This window comes from Streptomyces sp. CA-249302, assembly GCF_050936785.1.
Lineage (GTDB): Bacteria > Actinomycetota > Actinomycetes > Streptomycetales > Streptomycetaceae > Streptomyces.
In genome coordinates, this window is record NZ_JBNJMG010000001.1 from 4,880,257 (window position 1) to 4,899,670 (window position 19,414).

General features: G+C 70.5%; 20 protein-coding genes. 14 read left to right on the plus strand and 6 right to left on the minus strand.

All coding sequences use genetic code 11. The annotated features are described in order from the left end of the window. Nucleotides 1–6 precede the first annotated feature (6 nt). The 6 genes from ACQEWB_RS21730 (at nucleotide 7) to ACQEWB_RS21755 (ending at nucleotide 5,863) form a co-directional block, all read left to right on the plus strand. Nucleotides 7–1,905: a sensor histidine kinase gene (locus ACQEWB_RS21730; protein ID WP_432833473.1), complete on the plus strand. Its 1,899-nt coding sequence runs from the start codon at nucleotides 7–9 to the stop codon at nucleotides 1,903–1,905. Continuing rightward, nucleotides 1,902–2,309 carry a roadblock/LC7 domain-containing protein gene (locus ACQEWB_RS21735; RefSeq protein ID WP_432833475.1) on the plus strand — a complete coding sequence of 136 codons (408 nt, stop codon included), beginning with the start codon at nucleotides 1,902–1,904 and terminating at the stop codon, nucleotides 2,307–2,309. The genes ACQEWB_RS21730 and ACQEWB_RS21735 overlap by 4 nt, the downstream gene beginning before the upstream one ends. Then, nucleotides 2,306–2,653: a DUF742 domain-containing protein gene (locus ACQEWB_RS21740; protein WP_432833477.1), complete on the plus strand. Its 348-nt coding sequence runs from the start codon at nucleotides 2,306–2,308 to the stop codon at nucleotides 2,651–2,653. Before ACQEWB_RS21735 ends, ACQEWB_RS21740 begins: the two co-directional genes overlap by 4 nt. Beyond that, on the plus strand, nucleotides 2,634–3,278 hold the full coding sequence (locus ACQEWB_RS21745; RefSeq protein ID WP_432833479.1) for a GTP-binding protein: 645 nt from the start codon (nucleotides 2,634–2,636) through the stop codon (nucleotides 3,276–3,278). The genes ACQEWB_RS21740 and ACQEWB_RS21745 overlap by 20 nt, the downstream gene beginning before the upstream one ends. Beyond that, a complete protein-coding gene (locus ACQEWB_RS21750) occupies nucleotides 3,275–4,480 on the plus strand; it encodes a cytochrome P450 (protein WP_432833481.1) in 1,206 nt (401 codons plus the stop codon). The genes ACQEWB_RS21745 and ACQEWB_RS21750 overlap by 4 nt, the downstream gene beginning before the upstream one ends. Nucleotides 4,481–4,570: 90 nt before the next feature. Then, complete coding sequence (locus ACQEWB_RS21755) at nucleotides 4,571–5,863, plus strand: cytochrome P450 family protein (protein WP_432833483.1); 1,293 nt, start codon at nucleotides 4,571–4,573, stop codon at nucleotides 5,861–5,863. 8 nt (nucleotides 5,864–5,871) lie between these two features. On the opposite strand, the gene ACQEWB_RS21760 is transcribed toward ACQEWB_RS21755, so the two are convergent. Next, a complete protein-coding gene (locus ACQEWB_RS21760; protein ID WP_432833485.1) occupies nucleotides 5,872–7,356 on the minus strand; it encodes a serine/threonine protein kinase in 1,485 nt (494 codons plus the stop codon). Nucleotides 7,357–7,495: 139 nt separating this feature from the next. Between ACQEWB_RS21760 and serC the strand changes: the two genes are divergently transcribed. Further along, nucleotides 7,496–8,614 (plus strand): phosphoserine transaminase, encoded by a 1,119-nt coding sequence (gene serC, locus ACQEWB_RS21765; protein WP_432833488.1) that lies wholly within the window; start codon nucleotides 7,496–7,498, stop codon nucleotides 8,612–8,614. A 243-nt stretch (nucleotides 8,615–8,857) separates the two neighbouring features. Continuing rightward, nucleotides 8,858–9,340 carry a hypothetical protein gene (locus tag ACQEWB_RS21770; protein ID WP_432833490.1) on the plus strand — a complete coding sequence of 161 codons (483 nt, stop codon included), beginning with the start codon at nucleotides 8,858–8,860 and terminating at the stop codon, nucleotides 9,338–9,340. On the opposite strand, the gene ACQEWB_RS21775 is transcribed toward ACQEWB_RS21770, so the two are convergent. Together ACQEWB_RS21775 and ACQEWB_RS21780 are read right to left on the minus strand one after the other, a co-directional pair. Further along, a complete protein-coding gene (locus tag ACQEWB_RS21775) occupies nucleotides 9,321–10,829 on the minus strand; it encodes a cellulase family glycosylhydrolase (RefSeq protein ID WP_432833492.1) in 1,509 nt (502 codons plus the stop codon). The two genes, ACQEWB_RS21770 and ACQEWB_RS21775, sit on opposite strands and share 20 nt — an antisense overlap. Nucleotides 10,830–10,962: 133 nt before the next feature. Beyond that, nucleotides 10,963–11,961, minus strand: a complete 999-nt coding sequence (locus ACQEWB_RS21780) for a WD40 repeat domain-containing protein (protein WP_432833494.1) — start codon at nucleotides 11,959–11,961, stop codon at nucleotides 10,963–10,965. A 133-nt stretch (nucleotides 11,962–12,094) separates the two neighbouring features. On the opposite strand from ACQEWB_RS21780, the gene ACQEWB_RS21785 reads away from it, so the two are divergent. Further along, the gene (locus ACQEWB_RS21785) at nucleotides 12,095–12,769 is read left to right on the plus strand and encodes an SGNH/GDSL hydrolase family protein (RefSeq protein ID WP_432833496.1); all 675 of its coding nucleotides are present in this window, start codon (nucleotides 12,095–12,097) and stop codon (nucleotides 12,767–12,769) included. Here the strand turns inward: ACQEWB_RS21785 and ACQEWB_RS21790 are convergent. Next, nucleotides 12,757–13,497, minus strand: a complete 741-nt coding sequence (locus ACQEWB_RS21790) for an aminoglycoside adenylyltransferase family protein (RefSeq protein ID WP_432833498.1) — start codon at nucleotides 13,495–13,497, stop codon at nucleotides 12,757–12,759. The two genes, ACQEWB_RS21785 and ACQEWB_RS21790, sit on opposite strands and share 13 nt — an antisense overlap. 90 nt (nucleotides 13,498–13,587) lie before the next feature. On the opposite strand from ACQEWB_RS21790, the gene ACQEWB_RS21795 reads away from it, so the two are divergent. The 4 genes from ACQEWB_RS21795 (at nucleotide 13,588) to ACQEWB_RS21810 (ending at nucleotide 16,744) form a co-directional block, all read left to right on the plus strand. Continuing rightward, nucleotides 13,588–14,172: a Uma2 family endonuclease gene (locus ACQEWB_RS21795; RefSeq protein WP_432833500.1), complete on the plus strand. Its 585-nt coding sequence runs from the start codon at nucleotides 13,588–13,590 to the stop codon at nucleotides 14,170–14,172. A gap of 17 nt (nucleotides 14,173–14,189) precedes the next feature. Next, nucleotides 14,190–14,867 (plus strand): maltokinase N-terminal cap-like domain-containing protein, encoded by a 678-nt coding sequence (locus tag ACQEWB_RS21800; protein WP_432833502.1) that lies wholly within the window; start codon nucleotides 14,190–14,192, stop codon nucleotides 14,865–14,867. Between the two features lie 135 nt (nucleotides 14,868–15,002). After that, on the plus strand, nucleotides 15,003–15,722 hold the full coding sequence (locus tag ACQEWB_RS21805) for a PH domain-containing protein (protein ID WP_432833504.1): 720 nt from the start codon (nucleotides 15,003–15,005) through the stop codon (nucleotides 15,720–15,722). 29 nt (nucleotides 15,723–15,751) lie between these two features. Further along, nucleotides 15,752–16,744, plus strand: coding sequence for an aldo/keto reductase (locus tag ACQEWB_RS21810; protein ID WP_432833506.1), 993 nt, complete (start codon nucleotides 15,752–15,754; stop codon nucleotides 16,742–16,744). A gap of 130 nt (nucleotides 16,745–16,874) precedes the next feature. Here the strand turns inward: ACQEWB_RS21810 and thpR are convergent, their stop codons facing one another. Next, nucleotides 16,875–17,474, minus strand: coding sequence for an RNA 2',3'-cyclic phosphodiesterase (gene thpR, locus ACQEWB_RS21815; RefSeq protein ID WP_432833508.1), 600 nt, complete (start codon nucleotides 17,472–17,474; stop codon nucleotides 16,875–16,877). A gap of 26 nt (nucleotides 17,475–17,500) precedes the next feature. On the opposite strand from thpR, the gene ACQEWB_RS21820 reads away from it, so the two are divergent. Beyond that, complete coding sequence (locus tag ACQEWB_RS21820) at nucleotides 17,501–18,013, plus strand: GNAT family N-acetyltransferase (RefSeq protein ID WP_432833510.1); 513 nt, start codon at nucleotides 17,501–17,503, stop codon at nucleotides 18,011–18,013. A gap of 33 nt (nucleotides 18,014–18,046) precedes the next feature. On the opposite strand, the gene ACQEWB_RS21825 is transcribed toward ACQEWB_RS21820, so the two are convergent. Next, nucleotides 18,047–19,405 (minus strand): MFS transporter, encoded by a 1,359-nt coding sequence (locus ACQEWB_RS21825; RefSeq protein WP_432833512.1) that lies wholly within the window; start codon nucleotides 19,403–19,405, stop codon nucleotides 18,047–18,049. Nucleotides 19,406–19,414: the final 9 nt, after the last annotated feature.

A 19,414-nucleotide genomic window follows, 5' to 3' on the forward strand; every position in this document is an offset into this window, starting at 1 on the left:
CGATTCATGACCGCCCCCTCCCTGCCCGGCGAACGACCCGGCCTTCGCAGCCTCGCGCCCGTACCCCTGCTCACCGCCCTTCTCGCCGCGCTCGCGGTCGCCGGAGCGGTCGCCCTCGCGCCTAGGTCGCAGCGCGCCGCGCTCGGTCTAGGCGCGGGCATCGGCGCGCTGCTGCTGTGCGCGGCCGTCGCGGTGGCCACGCACGCGGTCGTGACGGCGCGGATCACCCGGCGCCGGCTCGACTCCGTCACCGCGGACACCGGGCGACTGCTGCAGGACCGCATCCGGCAGAGCGCGGAGTTCGACCAGGAGCGGGTACGGCTGACCGAGGAGCTGACCCATGAGCGGGGGCGGCTGGCCGCCGAGCTCGCGCACGAACGGGCCGTGCTGAGCGCCGAGTTCACCGAGGAACGGACGCGGCTCACCGCGGAGAACGGGCGGCTGGCCGAGCGGGCCCGGCGCGCCGACACCGAGCGGGCCACCGCGATCTCGGCGACCGCCAACGCGGCCGGGCGGATGCAGGCCCTGGCCACCGGGATGCTCGCCGACCTGCGCGCCATGGAGGAGCGGCACGACGACGAGGACGTCCTCACCGACCTGCTCCATCTCGACCACCGCACGGCACAGGCGGGACGGCTCGCGGACTCCGTGGCCGTGCTCGCGGGCGCGCGCTCCGGGCGTCGCTGGGCCCGGCCCATCGCCATGGAGTCGATCCTGCGCGGTGCGATGGGGCGGATCAGCGGCTACCGGCGGGTGCGGGTGCACTCCGCGAGCGAGGCCGCGGTCGCCGGGCACGCCGCCGAGGGCGTGATGCACGCCCTGGCCGAACTCCTCGACAACGCGGCCAACTTCTCGCCGCCGACGGCGGAGGTGCATGTCTACGTCGAGGAGGTGCCGGCCGGCGTCATCGTCTCCGTCGAGGACAGCGGCCTGGTGATGGGCGACGTCCAGCTCCGCCGCGCCGAACGCGCGGTCTCCGGCGACGAGGCCGACCTCGGCGGCCTGACCGGCACCCGCCTCGGCCTCGCGGTCGTGGGCCGGCTGTCCCGCAAATACGGCCTCAAGGTCTCCTACCGCCCCTCGGCCCGCGGCGGCACGGGCGTCCTGATGCTGGTCCCGCAGGACATCCTCGTACCGGAGCAGTACGCGAACGGCCCGCAGGAGGGGCTGCCGTCGGCGAGGCCGCGACCCGCGGATGAGGGTGCTGGTTCGGAGGACGGGCAGGCAAGGCCGACGGGCGGCGCGGCGCCCCGGATGCCCGCCGACGGGAAGCCGTGGGTGTCGGGGGACGAGCAGGCGCCGGGGGCTTCCGACGGCCACGCGCGCGTGTCGTACGACGGCCACGGGCACGTGCCCGACGACGACCACCGCACCCACGCCGGCCTCGACCCCGTATCGACGCACGAGTCCTTGGAACGGTCGGAACGGAGCGTCGCTTCGCTCCCCGACGGGCTCCCCAACACGCTTTCCAACACGCTCCCCAACGGGCTCCCCGCGGACCTGCCCAAGCGGCGTCGCGGGCACGCGCTCGCCGAGGCCGAGCGGGAGCGGGCGCGGGCACGCGCGCGTGCCGTCGAGTACGACCGGGAGCACGGGCGCACGCGCGCGCTCGCCGAAGGTTCCGGCGGCTTCGGCGGTCCCGACGACTCCGCGCCCGAGTCCGCCCGCGTCTCCCTCGACGACCCGCTCACCCGCGCCGCCCGCTTCGGCAGCTTCCGCCGGGCCGTGCGCAGCTCCCTCTCCGACCAGGCCCCGCCGGCACCCGACGAGAACGCCCACGACACGGACGTACACACATCGGACGGCGACGAGACCCGCGCACGTACGACCGACACCACCGAAGTCCCCACCCGCACCCCCGAACCAGCCACCCCCTCCCACCAGGAAGGCCCCGCCACCTCATGACCGGCACGTCCACCGCCGACGAGAAGCTCACCTGGCTCATCGAGGGTCTGCTGGAGCGAACCCCGGGTGCGCGGCACGCACTCGTGCTGTCCCGGGACGGGCTGAAGCTGTGCCGGACGCCCGAACTCACCGTCGACCAGGCCGACCAGCTCGCCGCGATCGCCGCCGGAATCCAGTCGCTGTCGCACGGGGCGTCGATGGAGTTCGGGGACGGGACCGGGGGTGTGCGGTCGGCCATGACCGAGTTCTACGGGGGTGTTCTGTTCATCGTGGAGGCAGGCGACGGCGCTCATCTCGCCGTCGTGACCGCCGAGGACGCCGACGCGGGACTGGTCGGCCACAACATGAGCGAACTCGTCGAGCAACTCGGCCGTCATCTGACCGCGCAGCCCCGGACGTCATGAGCCGCCCCGGCAGGGACGACTCACCCGACCGCCTCTACACCCTCACCGGTGGCCGCGCCCGTTCCGCCCCGGACAACCCCTTCGACCTGGTGACCCTCGTGGTCGCCGAGTGCGATCCGACCACCGGCATGCAGTCGGAGCACGCGGCGATCCTGCGGCTCACCCAACTCCCCACCGCGGTGGTCGAGTTGGCCGCCGAGCTGGGGCTGCCCGTCAGCATCACCAAGATCCTGCTCTCCGACCTCCTCGCGGCGGGCCGCGTCAGCGCCCGCCACCCCAGGAAAGCCGCCGTCCCCGATCCCGACGTCCTGGAACAGGTGCTCGTTGGACTCCGCAACCTCTGAGACGACCTCTGACCCAAGCCCCGACTCCCGTACTCCGCTAGGCACTTCGGCCGACAACGGTCTGAAGATCGTGGTCGTCGGCGGCTTCGGCGTCGGCAAGACGACCCTGATCCGCTCGGTCAGCGAGATACGTCCCCTCAGCACCGAGGAGACGATGACCCGGGCCGGCGAGGGCGTCGACGACATCAGCGAGGTCAGGGACAAGAAGGCCACCACCGTCGCCTTCGACTTCGGGCGCATCACACTCGACTCGCGCAATGTGCTGTACCTGTTCGGGGCGCCGGGGCAGGAGCGGTTCTGGTTCCTGTGGGACCGGCTGTTCGCCGGAACGCTCGGCGCGGTCGTACTCGTCGACACCCGCCGGATCGACGACTCCTGGTACGCCATCGACCGCCTGGAGACCCACGGCACCCCGTTCGTCGTGGCCTGCAACGACTTCGGCGGCCCCGCCCACGCCCCGCAGCAGATCCGCGAGGCCCTCGACCTCGACCCGCACGTCCCGCTGTTCGACTGCGACGCCCGCTCCCGCGCCTCGGGCAAGCAGGTCCTGATCACGCTCGTAGAACACGTCCGGAGCCGGTACGCCGGTCAAGTCGCCGCCACTCGTGAGGAGTTCGCCCTGTGACCGCCCCCGTGCCGCTCAGCGGACCCAGGTTCCAGACCGAACCGGCCGAGCTGTACCGGGAGATGCGGCGCGAGCACGGCGCGGTGACGCCGGTCGTGCTGGACGGGGACGTACCGGCCTGGCTGGTGCTCGGCTACCGCGAGCTGCACCAGGTCACCGGCGATCCGGTGCTGTTCAGCCGGGACTCGGACCTGTGGAACCAGTGGGAGCACATCCCCGGCGACTGGCCGCTGCTGCCGATGATCGGCCGCCGGCAGCCGTCCATCCTCTACACGGTCGGGGAGCGTCACCGCGAGCGCGCGGCGATGATCAGCGACGCGCTGGAGGCGGTGAACCCGTCCGAACTGCGCACGTACGCCGAGAAGTTCGCGGACGAGCTGATCGACGGGATCTGCGCTCGGGGCGAGACGGACATCGTCGCCGACTACGCGATGCTGCTGCCGGTGCGGGTGCTCGCGCGGCTGTTCGGCTTCCCGGACGAGCAGGGACCGGGGCTGGTGACCGCGCTCAACGACATGATCGACGGGCGGGAGCGGGCGATCGCGGGGCAGGGGCATGTGGCCGCGTCCATGGCCCGGTTGCTGGCCGAGCGGCGCGCCCGGCCCGCGGACGACGTCGTGTCGCGGATGCTCGCCGACCGCAGTGGGTTCACCGACGAGGAGATCGCCCAGGACCTGATGGTGATGATGGCGGCGGGCCATCAGCCGACGGCCGACTGGATCGGCAACTCGCTGCGGCTGATGCTCACCGACGACCGTTTCGCGGCCTCGCTGTTCGGCGGCCGCAACAGTGTCGCGGACGCCATGAACGAGGTGCTGTGGGAGGACACGCCCACGCAGAACGTGGCCGGCCGCTGGGCCTCCCGCGACACCCAGCTCGGCGGCCGCCGCATCCGGGCCGGCGACCTGCTGCTGCTCGGCCTCCAGGGCGCCAACTCCGACCCCCAGGTCCGTACCGACGGCTCCGCGCTCACCGGCGGCAACAGCGCGCACTTCTCCTTCGGGCACGGCGAGCACCGCTGTCCCTTCCCCGCGCAGGAGGTGGCCGAGGTCATCGCGCGCACCGGCATCGAGGTCGTACTGGACCGCCTCCCCGACATCGACCTGGCCGTCCCGGCCGACGCCCTGGCCCGCCGCCCCTCACCCTGGCTCAGAGGCCTGACCCGCCTGCCCGTCCGCTTCACTCCCGTACCGGCCCTCTGATCCCACCCCACCGAGTCCCCCCGAGTCCCCGAGAGACAGGCGCAGCGCTCCTACGACCATGCCCCCGGCCGCCCTTGGAGGCGCTTCCCCATGACCACCACCGGTATGGACGAGAACCGTACGGAAGAGACCCGTATCGCCCTGGACCCCTTCGTCACCGACCTCGACGGCGAGAGCGAACGGCTGCGCGCCGCCGGGCCGCTGGCCGCCGTGGAGCTCCCGGGCGGGGTCCCCGTCTGGGCGGTCACGCGTCACGCCGAGGCGAAGGAACTCCTCACCGACCCCCGCCTCGTGAAGGACATCAACGTCTGGGGTGCGTGGCAGCGCGGCGAGATCCCGGCGGACTGGCCACTGATCGGGCTCGCCAACCCCGGCCGCTCCATGCTCACCGTGGACGGCGCCGACCACCGCCGGATGCGCACGCTGGTCGCGCAGGCACTGACGCCGCGGCGGGTGGAGCGGATGCGGGAGCGGATCGCGGCGCTGACGGACGGCCTCCTGGACGACCTGGACGACCTCAAGAGCGCGGGCGCCGACAAGGCCGACGCGGGCGACGCGGGCGCCGTCGTAGACCTGAAGGCGGCCTTCGCCTACCCCCTCCCCATGTACGTCATCGCCGACCTCATGGGCATCGACGAGGCCCGACTCCCGCGCCTCAAGGAGCTGTTCGAGAAGTTCTTCTCGACGCAGACGCCGCCGGCGGAGGTCATCGCGACCCTCACGGAACTGGCGGGCATCATGGCGGCCACGGTCGCCGCCAAGCGCGCGGCCCCCGGCGACGACCTCACCTCCGCCCTGATCCTGGCCTCCGAGAACGGCGACCACCTCACCGACGAGGAGATCGTCTCCACGCTCCAGCTGATGGTCGCGGCGGGCCACGAGACCACGATCTCCCTGATCGTCAACGCGGTGGTCCAGCTGTCACTCCACCCCGACCAGCGCGCGCTCGTCCTCGCCGGCAAGGCGGACTGGTCCTCGGTGGTCGAGGAGACCCTCCGCCACTCCACCCCCACCTCGCACGTCCTGATCCGCTTCGCGACGGAGGACGTCCAGGTCGGCGACAAGGTCCTCCCGGCGGGCGACGCGCTGATCGTGTCGTACGCCGCGATCGGCCGCGACGAGCGGGCCCACGGCCCGACCGCGACGGACTTCGACATCACCCGCACCTCCCCGAACCGCCACATCTCCTTCGGCCACGGCCCCCACGTCTGCCCCGGCGCGGCCCTCTCCCGCCTGGAGGCCACCGTCGCCCTCCCGGCCCTGTACACCCGCTTCCCGAACCTCGACCTGGCAGTCCCGGCGACGGAACTCCGCAACAAGCCGGTGGTGACACAGAACGATCTGTTCGAGGTGCCGGTGCGGTTGGGGGCGTCGGAGGGCTGAGGGCGCGGTCAGCGGTGGGCGACTTCGTACGCGATTCCGGATGCGATCGAGGTGAGGGCGAGCGTCCCGGCCCACAGGCCGAGCCCGGTCAGGACGGTCGTCCACCACACGAAGTGCAAGTGCCCGGCGAAGAGTACGCAGCCCAGACCGGCGAGCAGGCCCGAGCCCAGCAGAGCCATCGTGCCGGAGCCCCTGCTCCAGCCCCACTCGTCACCCACCACGACGGCTGAGAACTCGAGAACGAGCACGACCGCGCTCAGGCCCAGGCCGATCAGGAAGTCGTAGTACCAGGGGAAGTCGCCTCTGACCGCCATGAGCCAGACGCATCCGACCAGGCTCGCGAGCCAGCCCAGAACCCCGAGGCAACTCCACGCCGCCTCCGTGTCCGCATCCGCGCTCATCCAGTTCGCCACCGCCCCGACCAAGAAGAGAACGGCGGTGAACACCGCACCCCAGACGACCGAGGCAACCGCGCCGACCGCGCCGGCCCCGAACAGCAACCCGAAGGCGCCGAGACCGGTGATCAGGCTCGTGCCGGTCACCTCGTACCACTTCTCGGGTCCCGGGCTCCACTCCTCGACCGACGTGGGCGGAGGGTCGGGCGACCTCTCCGGAGCTCGGGGACCGGAGTCCAGTCCCGGTTCGCGGTGCGCCTGCACCACGTCGATGCCCCTCAGCCTCTGGCGCACCTCGGCGGCTGTCCGCGGACGGTTGTCGGGCAGCTTCTCCAACAGGTCGAGCACGAGCTCTTCCAGAGCGTCCGGGATGTCCGGGCGGAGCCTCTTCGGCGGCAGCGGAGGTTTCGTCCGGTGTTCCATGATGACGTTCCAGCCCGAGAAGGGCGGCTCGCCGGTGAGCATCTCGTACAGGAGGCAACCGAGCGAATACAGGTCCGAGCGTTGGTCCACCCGCGGGCCCTCGGTCTGTTCCGGGGACATGTAGGCGGCGGTCCCCACGATCTGGCCCCTGTCGGTGATCCGGGTCCCCTGCTCGTCCTCCTGGAGGCAGGCGAGGCCGAAGTCGAGGATGACCGCGGTGCCGTCGGCGGTGATCTGGACGTTGTCCGGTTTGAGGTCGCGGTGGACGAGCCCTTGCTTGTGGGCGGCCGTGAGCCCCCGGCAGATGTCGGCGCTCCAGCGGAGTGTGTCCTCCACCGAGAGCCGGTGCTTCTTCCTGCTCTTCGCCCGTATCAGATCCCCCAAGGAGCTGCCGTCGAGCAGTTCCATGACGAGGTACATCACGCTGCGGCCGTCGACCTTGTCCCACCCACAGCTGTAGGCGCGTACGACGTTGCGGTGCTGCAATCGCCCGATGAGTTTGCACTCCCGCAGGAAGCGCTCCCCCATCTCCTTGTCCGCCCGACGGTCCTTGCGGACCAGCTTCACCACGACCGAGCGCTCCATCACCAGGTCCATGGCCTCCCACACGACGCCCATGCCCCCGCCGCCGAGCTTCCGCCGCAGCTCGTACTTCCCGTTGTCCACACTGTCCATCAGCCCCGCCCCCCTGCGCCCAGACCTCCGAGTGTGACGCGGAACGCGACCCTCCACGAGAGGCCGTACGAACCCGCACGTGTCTCACCCGACGGACGACGTTTCGCCCACGTTTCCTCAAACGACTAGGCTCCGGACCGTGGCTGATATCCAGATCCCCGCTGACATCAAGCCCGCCGACGGACGTTTCGGCGCGGGCCCCTCCAAGGTGCGGACCGAGGCGCTGGACGCGCTCGCCGCCACCGGTGCGTCCCTGCTCGGCACCTCCCACCGCCAGGCCCCGGTCAAGAACCTGGTCGGCCAGGTGCGCGAGGGCGTCTCCGCGCTGTTCCAGCTGCCCGAGGGGTACGAGGTCGTCCTCGGCAACGGCGGCTCCACCGCGTTCTGGGACGTCGCGACGCACGGCCTGATCGAGAACAAGTCGCAGCACCTGAACTTCGGCGAGTTCAGCTCGAAGTTCGCCAAGGCGGCCAAGCTCGCCCCGTGGCTGGCCGAGCCGACGGTCATCGCGAGCGACCCCGGCACGCACCCGGAGCCGGCCGCCGAGGCGGGCGTCGACGTCTACGCCTTCACCCACAACGAGACCTCCACCGGCGTCGCCATGCCGATCAAGCGCGTGGCCGGTGCCGACGAGGGCGCCCTGGTCCTGGTCGACGCCACGTCGGGCGCCGGCGGCCTGCCGGTGGACGTGTCCGAGACGGACGTCTACTACTTCGCTCCACAGAAGTCCTTCGCCTCCGACGGCGGCCTGTGGATCGGCGTGTTCTCCCCGGCCGCGATCGAGCGCGCGGAACGTATCCACGCGTCCGGCCGCCACATCCCGGAGTTCTTCTCGCTCCCCACGGCGATCGACAACTCCCGCAAGAACCAGACGTACAACACCCCCGCCCTCTCCACCCTCTTCCTCCTGAACCAGCAGCTGGAGTGGATCAACGGCCAGGGCGGCCTGGACTGGGCGGTCCGCCGCACGGCGACCTCGTCCCGCACCCTGTACGGCTGGGCGGAGGACGTGAAGTTCGCGACGCCGTTCGTCACCGACCCGGCCAAGCGCTCGCAGGTCATCGGCACGATCGACTTCACCGACGAGGTCGACGCGTCCGCCGTGGCCAAGGTCCTGCGCGCCAACGGCATCGTCGACACCGAGCCCTATCGCAAGCTCGGCCGCAACCAGCTCCGCGTCGCCATGTTCCCGGCGATCGACCCGGAGGACGTGGACGCGCTGACGAAGTGCATCGACTATGTGATCGAGAAGCTGTAGCCGTCGTATTGAGGGTTACGACGACGAAGGGCGCCCGGCGGCGGTACGCACTCCGCGGGGCGCCCTTCGTCGTACCGGGTCCGAACCAGGCTCCGCGACTCGACAGCGAGCAGGAACCCACCCGCTCCCAGCCTCCGCCCCGGTGCGCCTCTCCCCGACCCGTCGGCGCAAACCCCCCGGTTCCGCAACTTGTTGCAAGGCCCCGTCGGTGACAGTGCCCCCGCCGTTGGGTACGGCCGTGGCATGAACAGACCGATACCCGGCACCGTGCAGGTCGCCGTCCGCCACATCCTCAGTGACCGTACGACCGGCGTCTTCACCCGGACCCGCAGGATCACCTGGCGGGACAGCCTGTACCGGGTGCGCAGGCCGAAGTCCGGGAAGCAGACCGTGGAGCTGACCTGCCCGGAGTGCGACGCCTCGCTGCTGGCCCAGGTGCGCGACGAGGCCCGCACCCGCCGGACCAGCACCATCCTGCTGGTACTGGCCGCCGTGAGCGCGATCGTCTTCTTCGTGGCGTTCGGGTACGCGATCCACGAGGGCGGCAAGACGCTGCCCGAGGGTCAGTCGCTGCCGGTCCTGTTCCCCGTCAGCGTCGTCTCCGTCTTCGTCACGTTCGTCGCCGCCCCCGTGCTCTTCCTCCAGGGCCGCCGCTACAACGGCGTCAGCATGCTCGACGCCCCCAGGCCACGCCGGCTCCACGGGATCATGCCGGTGCGCAACTGACCGCCGGCACACCCCCGCCCCCCGGCGCCCCGCCGAACCCGAAACTCACCGAACTCCCCACCGGCACACTCCCGTTGTGAGCGGCGTTCACGGCCGTCACGGTCGCGCCGCTCTGGGTGTACGAGGCGTTCCACATGTTGGTGACCTGCTGACCGCCGCTCCAGGTCCAGGTCACCTTCCAGGACGAGATCGCGGTCGTACCGGTGTTGCTCACCTTCACCTCGGCGTTGAACCCGCTCCCCCAGTCGCTGGTGACGGCGTAGGCGGCGCTACAAGTGGCAGCCGTACCACCACCACCACCGCCGCCGCCTGAGCTCCCTCCCGTGCTCGGGAACAACGGCGCCTTCACGCTCGCCAGATACCCGTCCTTGACCGTGTCCACCGTCACCCAGTCGTCCTTCAGGATCCCGCCCGTGTCACCGGAGTTGGGGTTCCACGACCAGAACGTCCACTGGAAGGCGTCCGCCCCGTAGGTCGACGTCGGCCGCAGGTAACTCACCAGCGTCGCAAGCCACTTCTGGTCGACGGTCGACGCCAGCGTCGTACCGAACTCGCCCACCCACACCGGCGCGATGTTCTGCTTGAAGACGTAACCCCAGTACTTGTCCCAGACCCCCGGCATGTTGTCGGGGAAGGAAGGATCACTGAACCACGGCTGCTGGGCCACGCTGGTCGCGTAGTCGTGGGCGGAGTACACGACCCGGTTGGCGACCTCGAGCTGCACCGGGTACTGGGCCACCCCCATCAGATTGCCGCCCCACCAACCCGACACACCGTTGTACGTCTGCACACCCTCGACGAAGATCAGCAGCTCGGGATTGACGCCGAGCACGGCGTTCCCGGCCCGCTGAGCGGCCAGCCGCCAGTCGGTCGCCGCGTCCCCGCAGCCCCAACAGGCCGGATCGTGCGGCTCGTTGTGCAGATCGATGCCTACGACGGTGTCCTGGCCCTGGTAACGAGCCGCCAGCGCTTTCAGGTTCGCGATCCACGTCGACTCGGGCACCGCCGACGTGTACCAGAGCGCCGACTGCCCGCCCGCGTCCGGCCGGTGCCGGTCGAGGATGACCTTGAGGCCGTCTTGACCCGCGTACGCGACGAGCTTGTCCATCACCTGAAGGGAGTTGAGGCCCTGGAGATCGGCGTTCTTGCCGCTGCTGAAGTCGATGCTGTTGGGGACGGTGGACGACTTGAAGATGTCGTCGCTGTAGGGGAGCCGGATGGTGTTGTAGCCGAGCGACCTCATCTGGTCGATCATGGACTTGTAGTCGCGGGACCAGAGGCCGTGGACGACGTAGTTGCCGGTCTCGAAGCCGAACCAGTTGACGCCGGCGATCCGGACCGGCTGCCCGGCCGCGTCCAGGATCTGCCGGCCGCTGGTGTGCCAGTACCCGGCACCGGGCGCCTCGGCCGCGTGCGCCGGCTGCGCTCCGACCAGGAGCGGCAGGACAAGCGCCGCCGCGCACAGCACTCTTCGCAAGCTGCGGAACATTCGCTGCTTCCTCTCGAAGGGGGAGCAGGCCCGGAACCTGATGGGAGCGCTCCCACCACCCTGCACCCCCATGGAAGTCAGTTCACATGAACACGTCAACCGCTTGGGCGGGGTCAGTTATGACCAGCGATGACTAGTTACGACGCGTCAGCCGACGGAAGCCGAACAGCAGCGCCGCCACGACCGCGACGGCCAGGGCGCCGACCTTCAGCTTCCCGCCCGCGCTGTCGCCGCCACTTCCCGACGCCCCCGAACTCCCGCTGGACGAAGGCGAGTCGGAGCCGCCCCCGCCGCCGGGCGCGTCCTGCGCCTGCACCTCGCTGTTCGCACCCTCCATGCCCAGCAGGATCTTCGTGCCGTCGGGTGAGTAGGAGACGGACTCCCCCTGCCCGAGGGGGACGTCGATGCGGCCGCCGCGTTTGAGGTCGCCGCCGTTCCAGTCGTACCAGATACCGCCCAAGTACCCCCGTACGACGATCTGTTGGCCGTTCGGCGAGAACGTGGCGTCGGTGGCCCACAGGTCGATGGGCTTGACCGGCTTGAAGATGTTCGTACCGGTGGAGGAGAGGGTGGCCGGGCCCTCGTAGAGGTGTCCGCCGTCCTCGTGCTTGTCGATGATGTAGACGCGCCCGGTCTTGGGGTGGACGAGGAGGGACTCGGCGTCGCGGGAGCCGTCGGTGTACTTCACGACGTACTGGGTGGCCCGGATCGACTGGTCCTTGAGGACCTTGGGCTCGGCGAACCTGTAGATCCAGACGTAGGGCCAGGTGACGCCGTCGTTGTCGCCGATGTCGCCGACGTAGATCTGGTTGTCGGGCCCCATGGAGATGGCCTCGACGTCGCGCTGCGTGCCCACGCCCGTCAGGGTGATCGTCGCGACCGTCCTGCCGGTGCTGCTGTCGACGGCGTAGAGGTGGACGCCCTTGCCGGTGTCCTGGTCGTTGTGGGTCCAGTAGATGCCCGGGTGGAGGTGCGAGGCGGCGAGGCCGCTGGACTCGGTGATCCGGGGGTCCTTGATGGTGAACCCCTGGTCCCCCTTGCCGTCGTCGGCGGCGGCTGAGGCCGCGGAGGCGGGCAGGGCGACGGCGCCCACGAGCAGGATCCCGGCGAGGAGAGCGAACGGTCGGCGCATGCCCCCAAGCCTGCCATCCCGCCGAGCGGTTCAAGACGCGCACCCGGGCTGTCCACGCGCGCTGTCAGCAAGGTGTCAGGCTTCACACGCCACCCGCCCCTTTCCTCCCCCGTCGATCGTCCATCATGAGCGGATGCTTAGGTTCATGCCGGTCGGCGACTCCATGACGATCGGGAGCGCGGGGGAACACACCTGGCGATACCGGATGTGGCGGCACCTGCGCGACACGTACGACGGGCCGTTCGCGCTGGTCGGCCCGCGCGAGACGCTGCACGACAAGGCGACTGACGCGCCGACGTCGTACGACTACGCCGACCCCGACTTCCCGCGCGCGCATCTGGCCGGCTGGGGCGAGGGCTGGCAGCACATGGTGCCGCTGATCGGCGAGGCGGTGCGCTCCTGTCGGGCGGACGTCCTGCTGGTCTCCCTCGGCCTGATCGACCTGGGCTTCTACACGAACGCGGAGCAGACCGCCGAGAACGTCCACCGCTTCGTGGCGGAGGCCCGCTCGGCCAACCCCCGCATCCGCATGGCGGTCCTGCCGGTGATCCCGAACGTCCGCGCCACGTCGGACGCCCCCTTCGCCGCCCAGGTCACCCGCTTCAACGAACTCCTCGCAAAGACGATCGCCGACCTGGACGAGCCGCGCTCGCCCCTGCTCCTGGCGTCGCCGCCACCGTCGTACGACATCAATCTCGACACGTACGACGGCACGCACCCGAACGCGAACGGCGAACACAGGATCGCGGCGGCCTTCGCGGACGCGATGCACCAGGCGTGGGACGTCGGGGAGCGCTACGAGGAGTGACCGTCGACGGCCCGTCGCATGGCCTCGGCACAGGGGCGCACCCGTGACCTGAGGCCGCCCCACCCCTCCCGCTCCTCCCCGAGATAGACGGCACGCGCGCGTGCCATCACTGGTTTGTGTTCGTCCGGCAACCGCTCCAGCACCCAGTCCGCCGCCGCGTCCTTGGAACGGATACGGCCGGTGGCGAGGGTGCTCCAGATCCGGGCGAGGGTGAGCAGGACGTTGCGGGTGTCGGTCTCCAGGTCGGCCATCAGCTCGGGCACCCCGGCGACGATCGCCCGCCGGAGGTCGACGGGCGGGACGGGGTCGAGGAGTTCGGCGGGCGCGGGCCCGTGGAGGGTGGTGTCCCCGAGGAGGGTCATGGTGAGCAGGGGCGCGAGATCGGGCATCGGCTCGGGCCCCGGAACGACCCCACGCTCGTAGTCGCCCCGCAGCCATTCCCCGTACAGGAACTCGCAGTTGGGCGGATACCGCCAGGGCCGCACTTCGTCCTGTACGACGACGATGAGCTCGACGGGGCGATGGCCGCCGCCGGACACCTTCATCAACTCCCTTGTCAACGCCCGGCGTTCGTCGACCGTCGTAGGCCGCCGCAGGACGACCAGAAGATCGAGGTCGCTGTGGGGACGCAGGCCGCCGAGGACGGCGGAGCCGTGGAGGTGGACGCCGAGGATGTTGTCGTCGCCCAGAGTGGCTCGGAGGAGGGGGACGGGGTCGAGTTCGGGCATGTGTTCCTCTCCGCGTGTCCTGGTGACCGTGCGTATCGTTGTACTGCGCGGCTGCACTCTTCCGTGGGGCAGCCGGGGAGGAGCGCCACGATGACCGTCCTTGAAGACAGGATCGAGATGGCCGAGGAAGACGACGAGCTGACTCTGGACCGCCTGTTCGAGTCGCTTGAGCGGACCACCCCCGAGGGTTACAAGGTCGAGATCGTCGAGGGGGCCATCTTCATGTCGCCGCAGCGGGACACGCACTGGGAGATCATTGCCGACATCTACGAGCAACTGCGCACCAAATACCCGCGCAGGCGCGTGAAGTCCGATGTCCGCATCGACTACCCCGGTCACCTCAACGGCTTCGCCACCGACGTGACCCTCGTGGCCGAGGACGCCGAGAAGGACGAGAAGGGCCTCTGGCACTGCCAGGACGTCGAGTTCGTCGCCGAGGTCATCTCAAAGAGCACGGCCCAGAACGACTACGGTCCCAAGAAGGCCGCCTACGCCCTCGCTGAGGTCCCCGTGTACCTCATCGCCGACCCCTACCAGGGCAAATGCCACCTCTACACCCAGCCCAAGGACGGCGACTACCTCACGGAGACGACGGTCGCCTTCGGCACGGATGTCGATCTCACCGTCACCGAGCTCGGCCTCACCCTGAAAACAGACGAGTTCCCCCGCGACTGACTGACACAATCCGCCATATGGCGATCATCCACCACACCACCCTCAAGCCCACCAAGCTGGAACTGCTCACCGACTGGCTGCCCACCCGTCCGTGGTACGTCGGGGACGGCGCGCCAGAGTTGGTCAAGGCCGGCGGCTTCCGGCTGGACGACCCGGAGGGCGAGGTCGGGATCGAGTTCATGGTGGCCGTCGATGAATCCGGCCCCGAGCCCGTCGCCTACCACGTGCCCCTCACCTACCGCGGCGCCCCGCTCCCCGGCGCCGAGCACGCACTCGTCGGCACCATGGAGCACGGTGTGCTGGGCCCGCGCTGGGCCTACGACGGCATCCACGATCCGGTGCTGTACGGCGAGTTGCTGGCCCTCGTGGAGGGGCGCGCCCAGGCGATGGCGCAGAGCATCACGGACACCCCGGACCACGAGATCACCCGGTCCTACACCGGCAAGGGCTTCCCCGCCACGCCCCTCGTCCCCACTCCCGATCCCACTCCCACCGACACCCCGGCCGGCACCGAACTGCCCGCCCCCGACGGCTCGACCCTCCGCATCAACCGGGTTCTGCGCCCCGACCCCTCGGGGGTGCCGCCGCTCCCTCCCCAGGAGGCGGCAGGCCACGTGGCCGGTGCCTGGCAGACACCGGAGGGCCCGCGCGCCCACGCACTGTTCGCCGTCCTGCTCGCCGCCCCCGGGAACTGAGGCGCCGGACGCGATCCCGGGCCGTTCACCCACCGCCGCCCACTTCTCCCAAATCGCTCTCGACACAGGCGAGTTGGGGGAACACCATAGTGCCTCGGGGGAACCGGGACGGGGTGTCCGACAGGGGGGTGGGGTGTGGGGTACGACGTACTGCCGCGCGAATACCGGATGAAGCGGAACCGGATGCTGGCGTTCTTGTGGGCGATCGCGGCGGGGACGCTGACCGTACTGGCGCCCCTGATGACCGACGACGATCTGTCGGCCTCGGTCGCCTACCCTCTCGCGATCGTCTGGGTGGCGTTCATGGGGTGGCTCTTCTACGCCACCCTGCGCTGTTCCACCTCGGCGGACATCAAGGCGATCCATGTGCGCGGCATGCTCAGAAGGCGCCGGCTGGCCTGGGAGGACATCCAGGACATCAGGGCCGAGGCCAACCCGGCCGCGGGGATGCAGAGCGGTGTGGCCGACGTGCTCGTGCACGCCTACGGCCGGGACGGCAGCAAGGTGCTGCTGCCCTTCGTCGACGACCTGCACGTGGACGTGGAGCGGGAACTCGGGGTGCTGCTGACCGCCTGGGAGGAACTGCGCGGCGAGGACTGGGAGCCGGACCTCGGCGCCGCCGTGATCATCCACCGGCGCGCTGTCCGGCAGGCGGCCGTCAGGTCAGGGCTCGGCTGCCTGATGTTGGCGATCATCCCGCTGACGGCGCTTGCGCTGCTGCCGCTCTTCGTGGACCTGCCCGGCTGGCTGGACTCGCTGCTGAACCCGTTCGTGGTCATAGGGGTCGGGTCGGTCCTGGTCTTCGTCCTGCCCGCGGTCGCGTCGTACCGCGGGCAATCGCGTCCCTTGCCTTGAGCGCACTCCAAGACGTTGGCTAAGCAGTCATGAAGTACACGCAGCTCGGACGCACGGGACTCAAGGTCAGCCGACTGGTCCTCGGCACGATGAACTTCGGACCGCAGACCGACGAGGCCGACAGCCACGCGATCATGGACGCGGCGCTGGACGCCGGCATCAACTTCTTCGACACCGCGAACGTGTACGGCTGGGGCGAGAACAAGGGCCGTACCGAAGAGATCATCGGAAACTGGTTCGCGAAGGGTGAGAGCCGGCGCGACAAGGTCGTCCTCGCCACCAAGGTGTACGGCAACATGGCCGCCGAGGGCGACGCCTGGCCCAACCACGACAAGCTCTCCGCCCTCAACATCCGGCGGGCCGTCGACGCCAGCCTCAGGCGGCTGCGGACCGACTACATCGACGTCTACCAGTTCCATCACATCGACCGCCGGACTCCCTTCGAGGAGATCTGGCAGGCCATCGACGTGCTGGTGCAGCAAGGGAAGATCCTGTACGTGGGGTCCAGCAACTTCCCCGGCTACAAGATCGCCCAGGCCAACGAGACCGCCGCCCGCCGCGGCGGCACCATCGGCCTGGTCAGCGAGCAGTGCCTCTACAACCTCGCCGAGCGCCGCGCCGAGATGGAGGTGATCCCGGCCGCGCAGGAGTACGGCCTCGGGGTCATCCCCTGGTCGCCGCTGCACGGCGGGCTGCTGGGCGGTGTCATCAAGAAGGAGGTCGAGGGCGGACGAAGGGCGAGCGGCCGCGCCGCCGACTCCCTCGCCAACACCACGATCCGCGCCCAGATCCAGGGTTACGAGGATCTCCTCGACAAGCACGGGGTGGAGCCCGGCGAGGCCGCCCTGGCCTGGCTGCTGACCCGCCCCGGCGTCACCGGCCCGATCGTCGGCCCGCGCACCGCCGGGCAGTTGGAGTCGGCGCTGCGCGCGGTGAAGCTGGAGCTGGGCGAGGAGCTGCTGGCGGGCCTGGACGAGATCTTCCCCGGCCCGGGGCCGTCCCCGGAGGCCTTCGCCTGGTAGGGACGGGCTCGGCGTGGCGGTGGTGCTCGGCTACTTTCCGAGCGCCGCCGCCAACGCCACCACGATGAACAACAGCACAAGCGCACCGGCCATGATCCGGTTCCGGGTTTTCGGGTCCACGTACCCGAGCCTAACCGGCCCCGCCGAGCCCCCAGCGGGCGACTGCCTCGTACCGCGGCTGCTCCCCCGGCACCCCGGACCTCGGCAGGTTGCTGCGCACCAGCACCAGCTCGTCCACCGTCCAGGTCCGGCTGGTGAAGCCCGCGAGCGCCTCCAGATACGGCCGCACCTCGAACGCCTCGCGGCTCCGGGCCACGGTCAGATGGGCCTTGTAGCGCCGGTGCTCCCCCATCTCCACGCCCGCCTTCCGCCCGGCCGCCTCGGCCCGGTCGGCCAGCAGGCGCAGCGTGCCCAGGTCCCCCTCCGCCCCCGCCCACAGCGCCCGCCCGTGCCCGAACTGGCCTCCGCCGCGCACGGCCAGCGCGAAGGGCCCGGTCCGGTGCGCGGTCCGCTCCAGCCTCGCCGACAGTTCCGGTACGACGTCGTCGTCGACCTCGCCGTAGAACGCGAGCGTAAGGTGCCAATCAGCGGCTCCGCCGCGGGGCCATCCCGGGCGGCCGGTCCAGCGCAGCCCCTCCGCGCCGCCGGGCATTGCGCGCAACTCGGCCACCACGGCGGCGAGTTCCTCCGCCACGTCCTCGGGCGGCAGCACGGCCGCGAAGAGTCTCATGAGGGCCAGCCTGTCACCATGAGGGGATGGAGATCACGATCAGAGACGGCGGACCCGACGACATACCCGTGATCCTCGGCATGCTCGACAGCTGTGTGGAGTGGCTGGTCGGGGAGGGGCGCACCGGGCAGTGGGGGAGCAAGCCGCTGTCCGAGAACCCGAGGACGGTCGAGTCGATCACCGGGTACATGGGGGCGGGGAACGTGTTCATCGCCGAGGCCGGCGGCATACCGGCCGCCACCCTGACCCTCACCGACAGCCCCGGGTCCTATGTCCCGCCGGTCGACGAGCCCGAGCGGTACATCCACTGGCTCGCCTCGGACCGCCGCTTCAAGGGGCACGGCGTGGGCAGCGCCCTGCTCGCGCACGCGGCGGAGGAGACCCGACGGGCGGGCGTCTCCCTGCTGCGGGTCGACTGCTACGCCGGCGACGACGGCAGGCTCGTCCGGTACTACGAGGACAACGGCTTCACGCGCGTCCAGGCCTTCACCGTCGGGGACAACGAGTGGCCCGGACAGCTGCTGGCCCGGAGGGTGTGACTCCCCCGGGCCGAAGGTGCCGTAAGGCAGCTGTCACGCCACCGCCGCCAGCTCCTCCCGCCGCTCCCGCGGTACGAACCGCACGTGCGGGTGGCCGGCGTTCCAGCCGACGGAGAGGCGGAGGCCGCCGACGCGGGCCAGGACCAGGCCGATGACGACCGCCGCCGTGGCCGCGACGGCGCCGCCGGCCGCGAGGCCCGCGCGGACGCCGTACGCGTCGGTGATCCAGCCGGCGATGGGCGCGCCGATGGGCGAGCCGCCCATGAACACCATCATGTAGAGGGACATCACCCGGCCCCGCATGGCCGGGTCGGTGCCCATCTGGACGCTGGTGTTCGCGGTGACGTTGACCGTCATGCCGAACATCCCGATCGGGACCATCAGCAGGGCGAACAGCCAGAGTGAGGGGGCCAGGGCGGCCACCATCTCCAGGCTGCCGAAGGCCACCGCGCCGGCCACCAGCACCCGCATGCGGGCCGTGCCGCGCCGGGCCGCGAGCAGGGCGCCGCCCAGGGAGCCGACCGCCATCAGGGTGTTGAAGAGGCTGTAGGAGCCGGCGCCCGCGTGGAAGACGTCGTCGGCGAAGGCCGAGAGGTAGACGGGGAAGTTGAAGCCGAAGGTGGAGACGAAGCCGACCAGGACGATGGTCCAGATCAGCTCCGGCCGTCCGGCGACGTACTGGAGGCCCTCCCGCAGCTGGCCCTTGCCGCGCGGGGCGCGCTCGACGACGTGCAGGTCGCGGGCGCGCATCAGCAGCAGGCCGGCGATCGGTGCGACGAAGGACAGGCCGTTGAAGAGAAAGGCGTAGCCGGTGCCGACGCCGGTGATCATCAGGCCGGCGACCGCCGGGCCGACCAGGCGGGCGGACTGGAAGTTCGCGGAGTTCATGCTGACCGCGTTCTGCAGCTGGTCCGGGCCGACCATCTCGGAGACGAAGGTCTGGCGGGCCGGGTTGTCGACGACCGTTGCGAGACCGACGGCGAAGGCGGCGACGTAGACGTGCCAGACCTGGACATGGCCGGTCAGGGTCAGCACGGCCAGCACGAGGCCGGCGATGCCCATCGAGGACTGGGTGAACAGGAGCGTGCGGCGCTTGGGCAGGCGGTCGACGAGGACGCCGCCGTAGAGGCCGAAGAGGAGCATCGGCAGGAACTGCAGGGCCGTCGTGACGCCGACGGCGGTCGCGGAGCCGGTGAGGCTGAGGACCAGCCAGTCCTGGGCGATGCGCTGCATCCAGGTGCCGATGTTGGAGACGACCTGGCCGACGAAGAAGAGCCGGTAGTTACGGACCTTCAGCGAGCTGAACATCGAGGACTTGCGGCGGTCGGGGGGAGAAACAGGGGTAGTAGTGGCCGGTGCGGGGGCGGAGTCTGCTCCGGGTCCCGTACTCAAAGGGTTCGC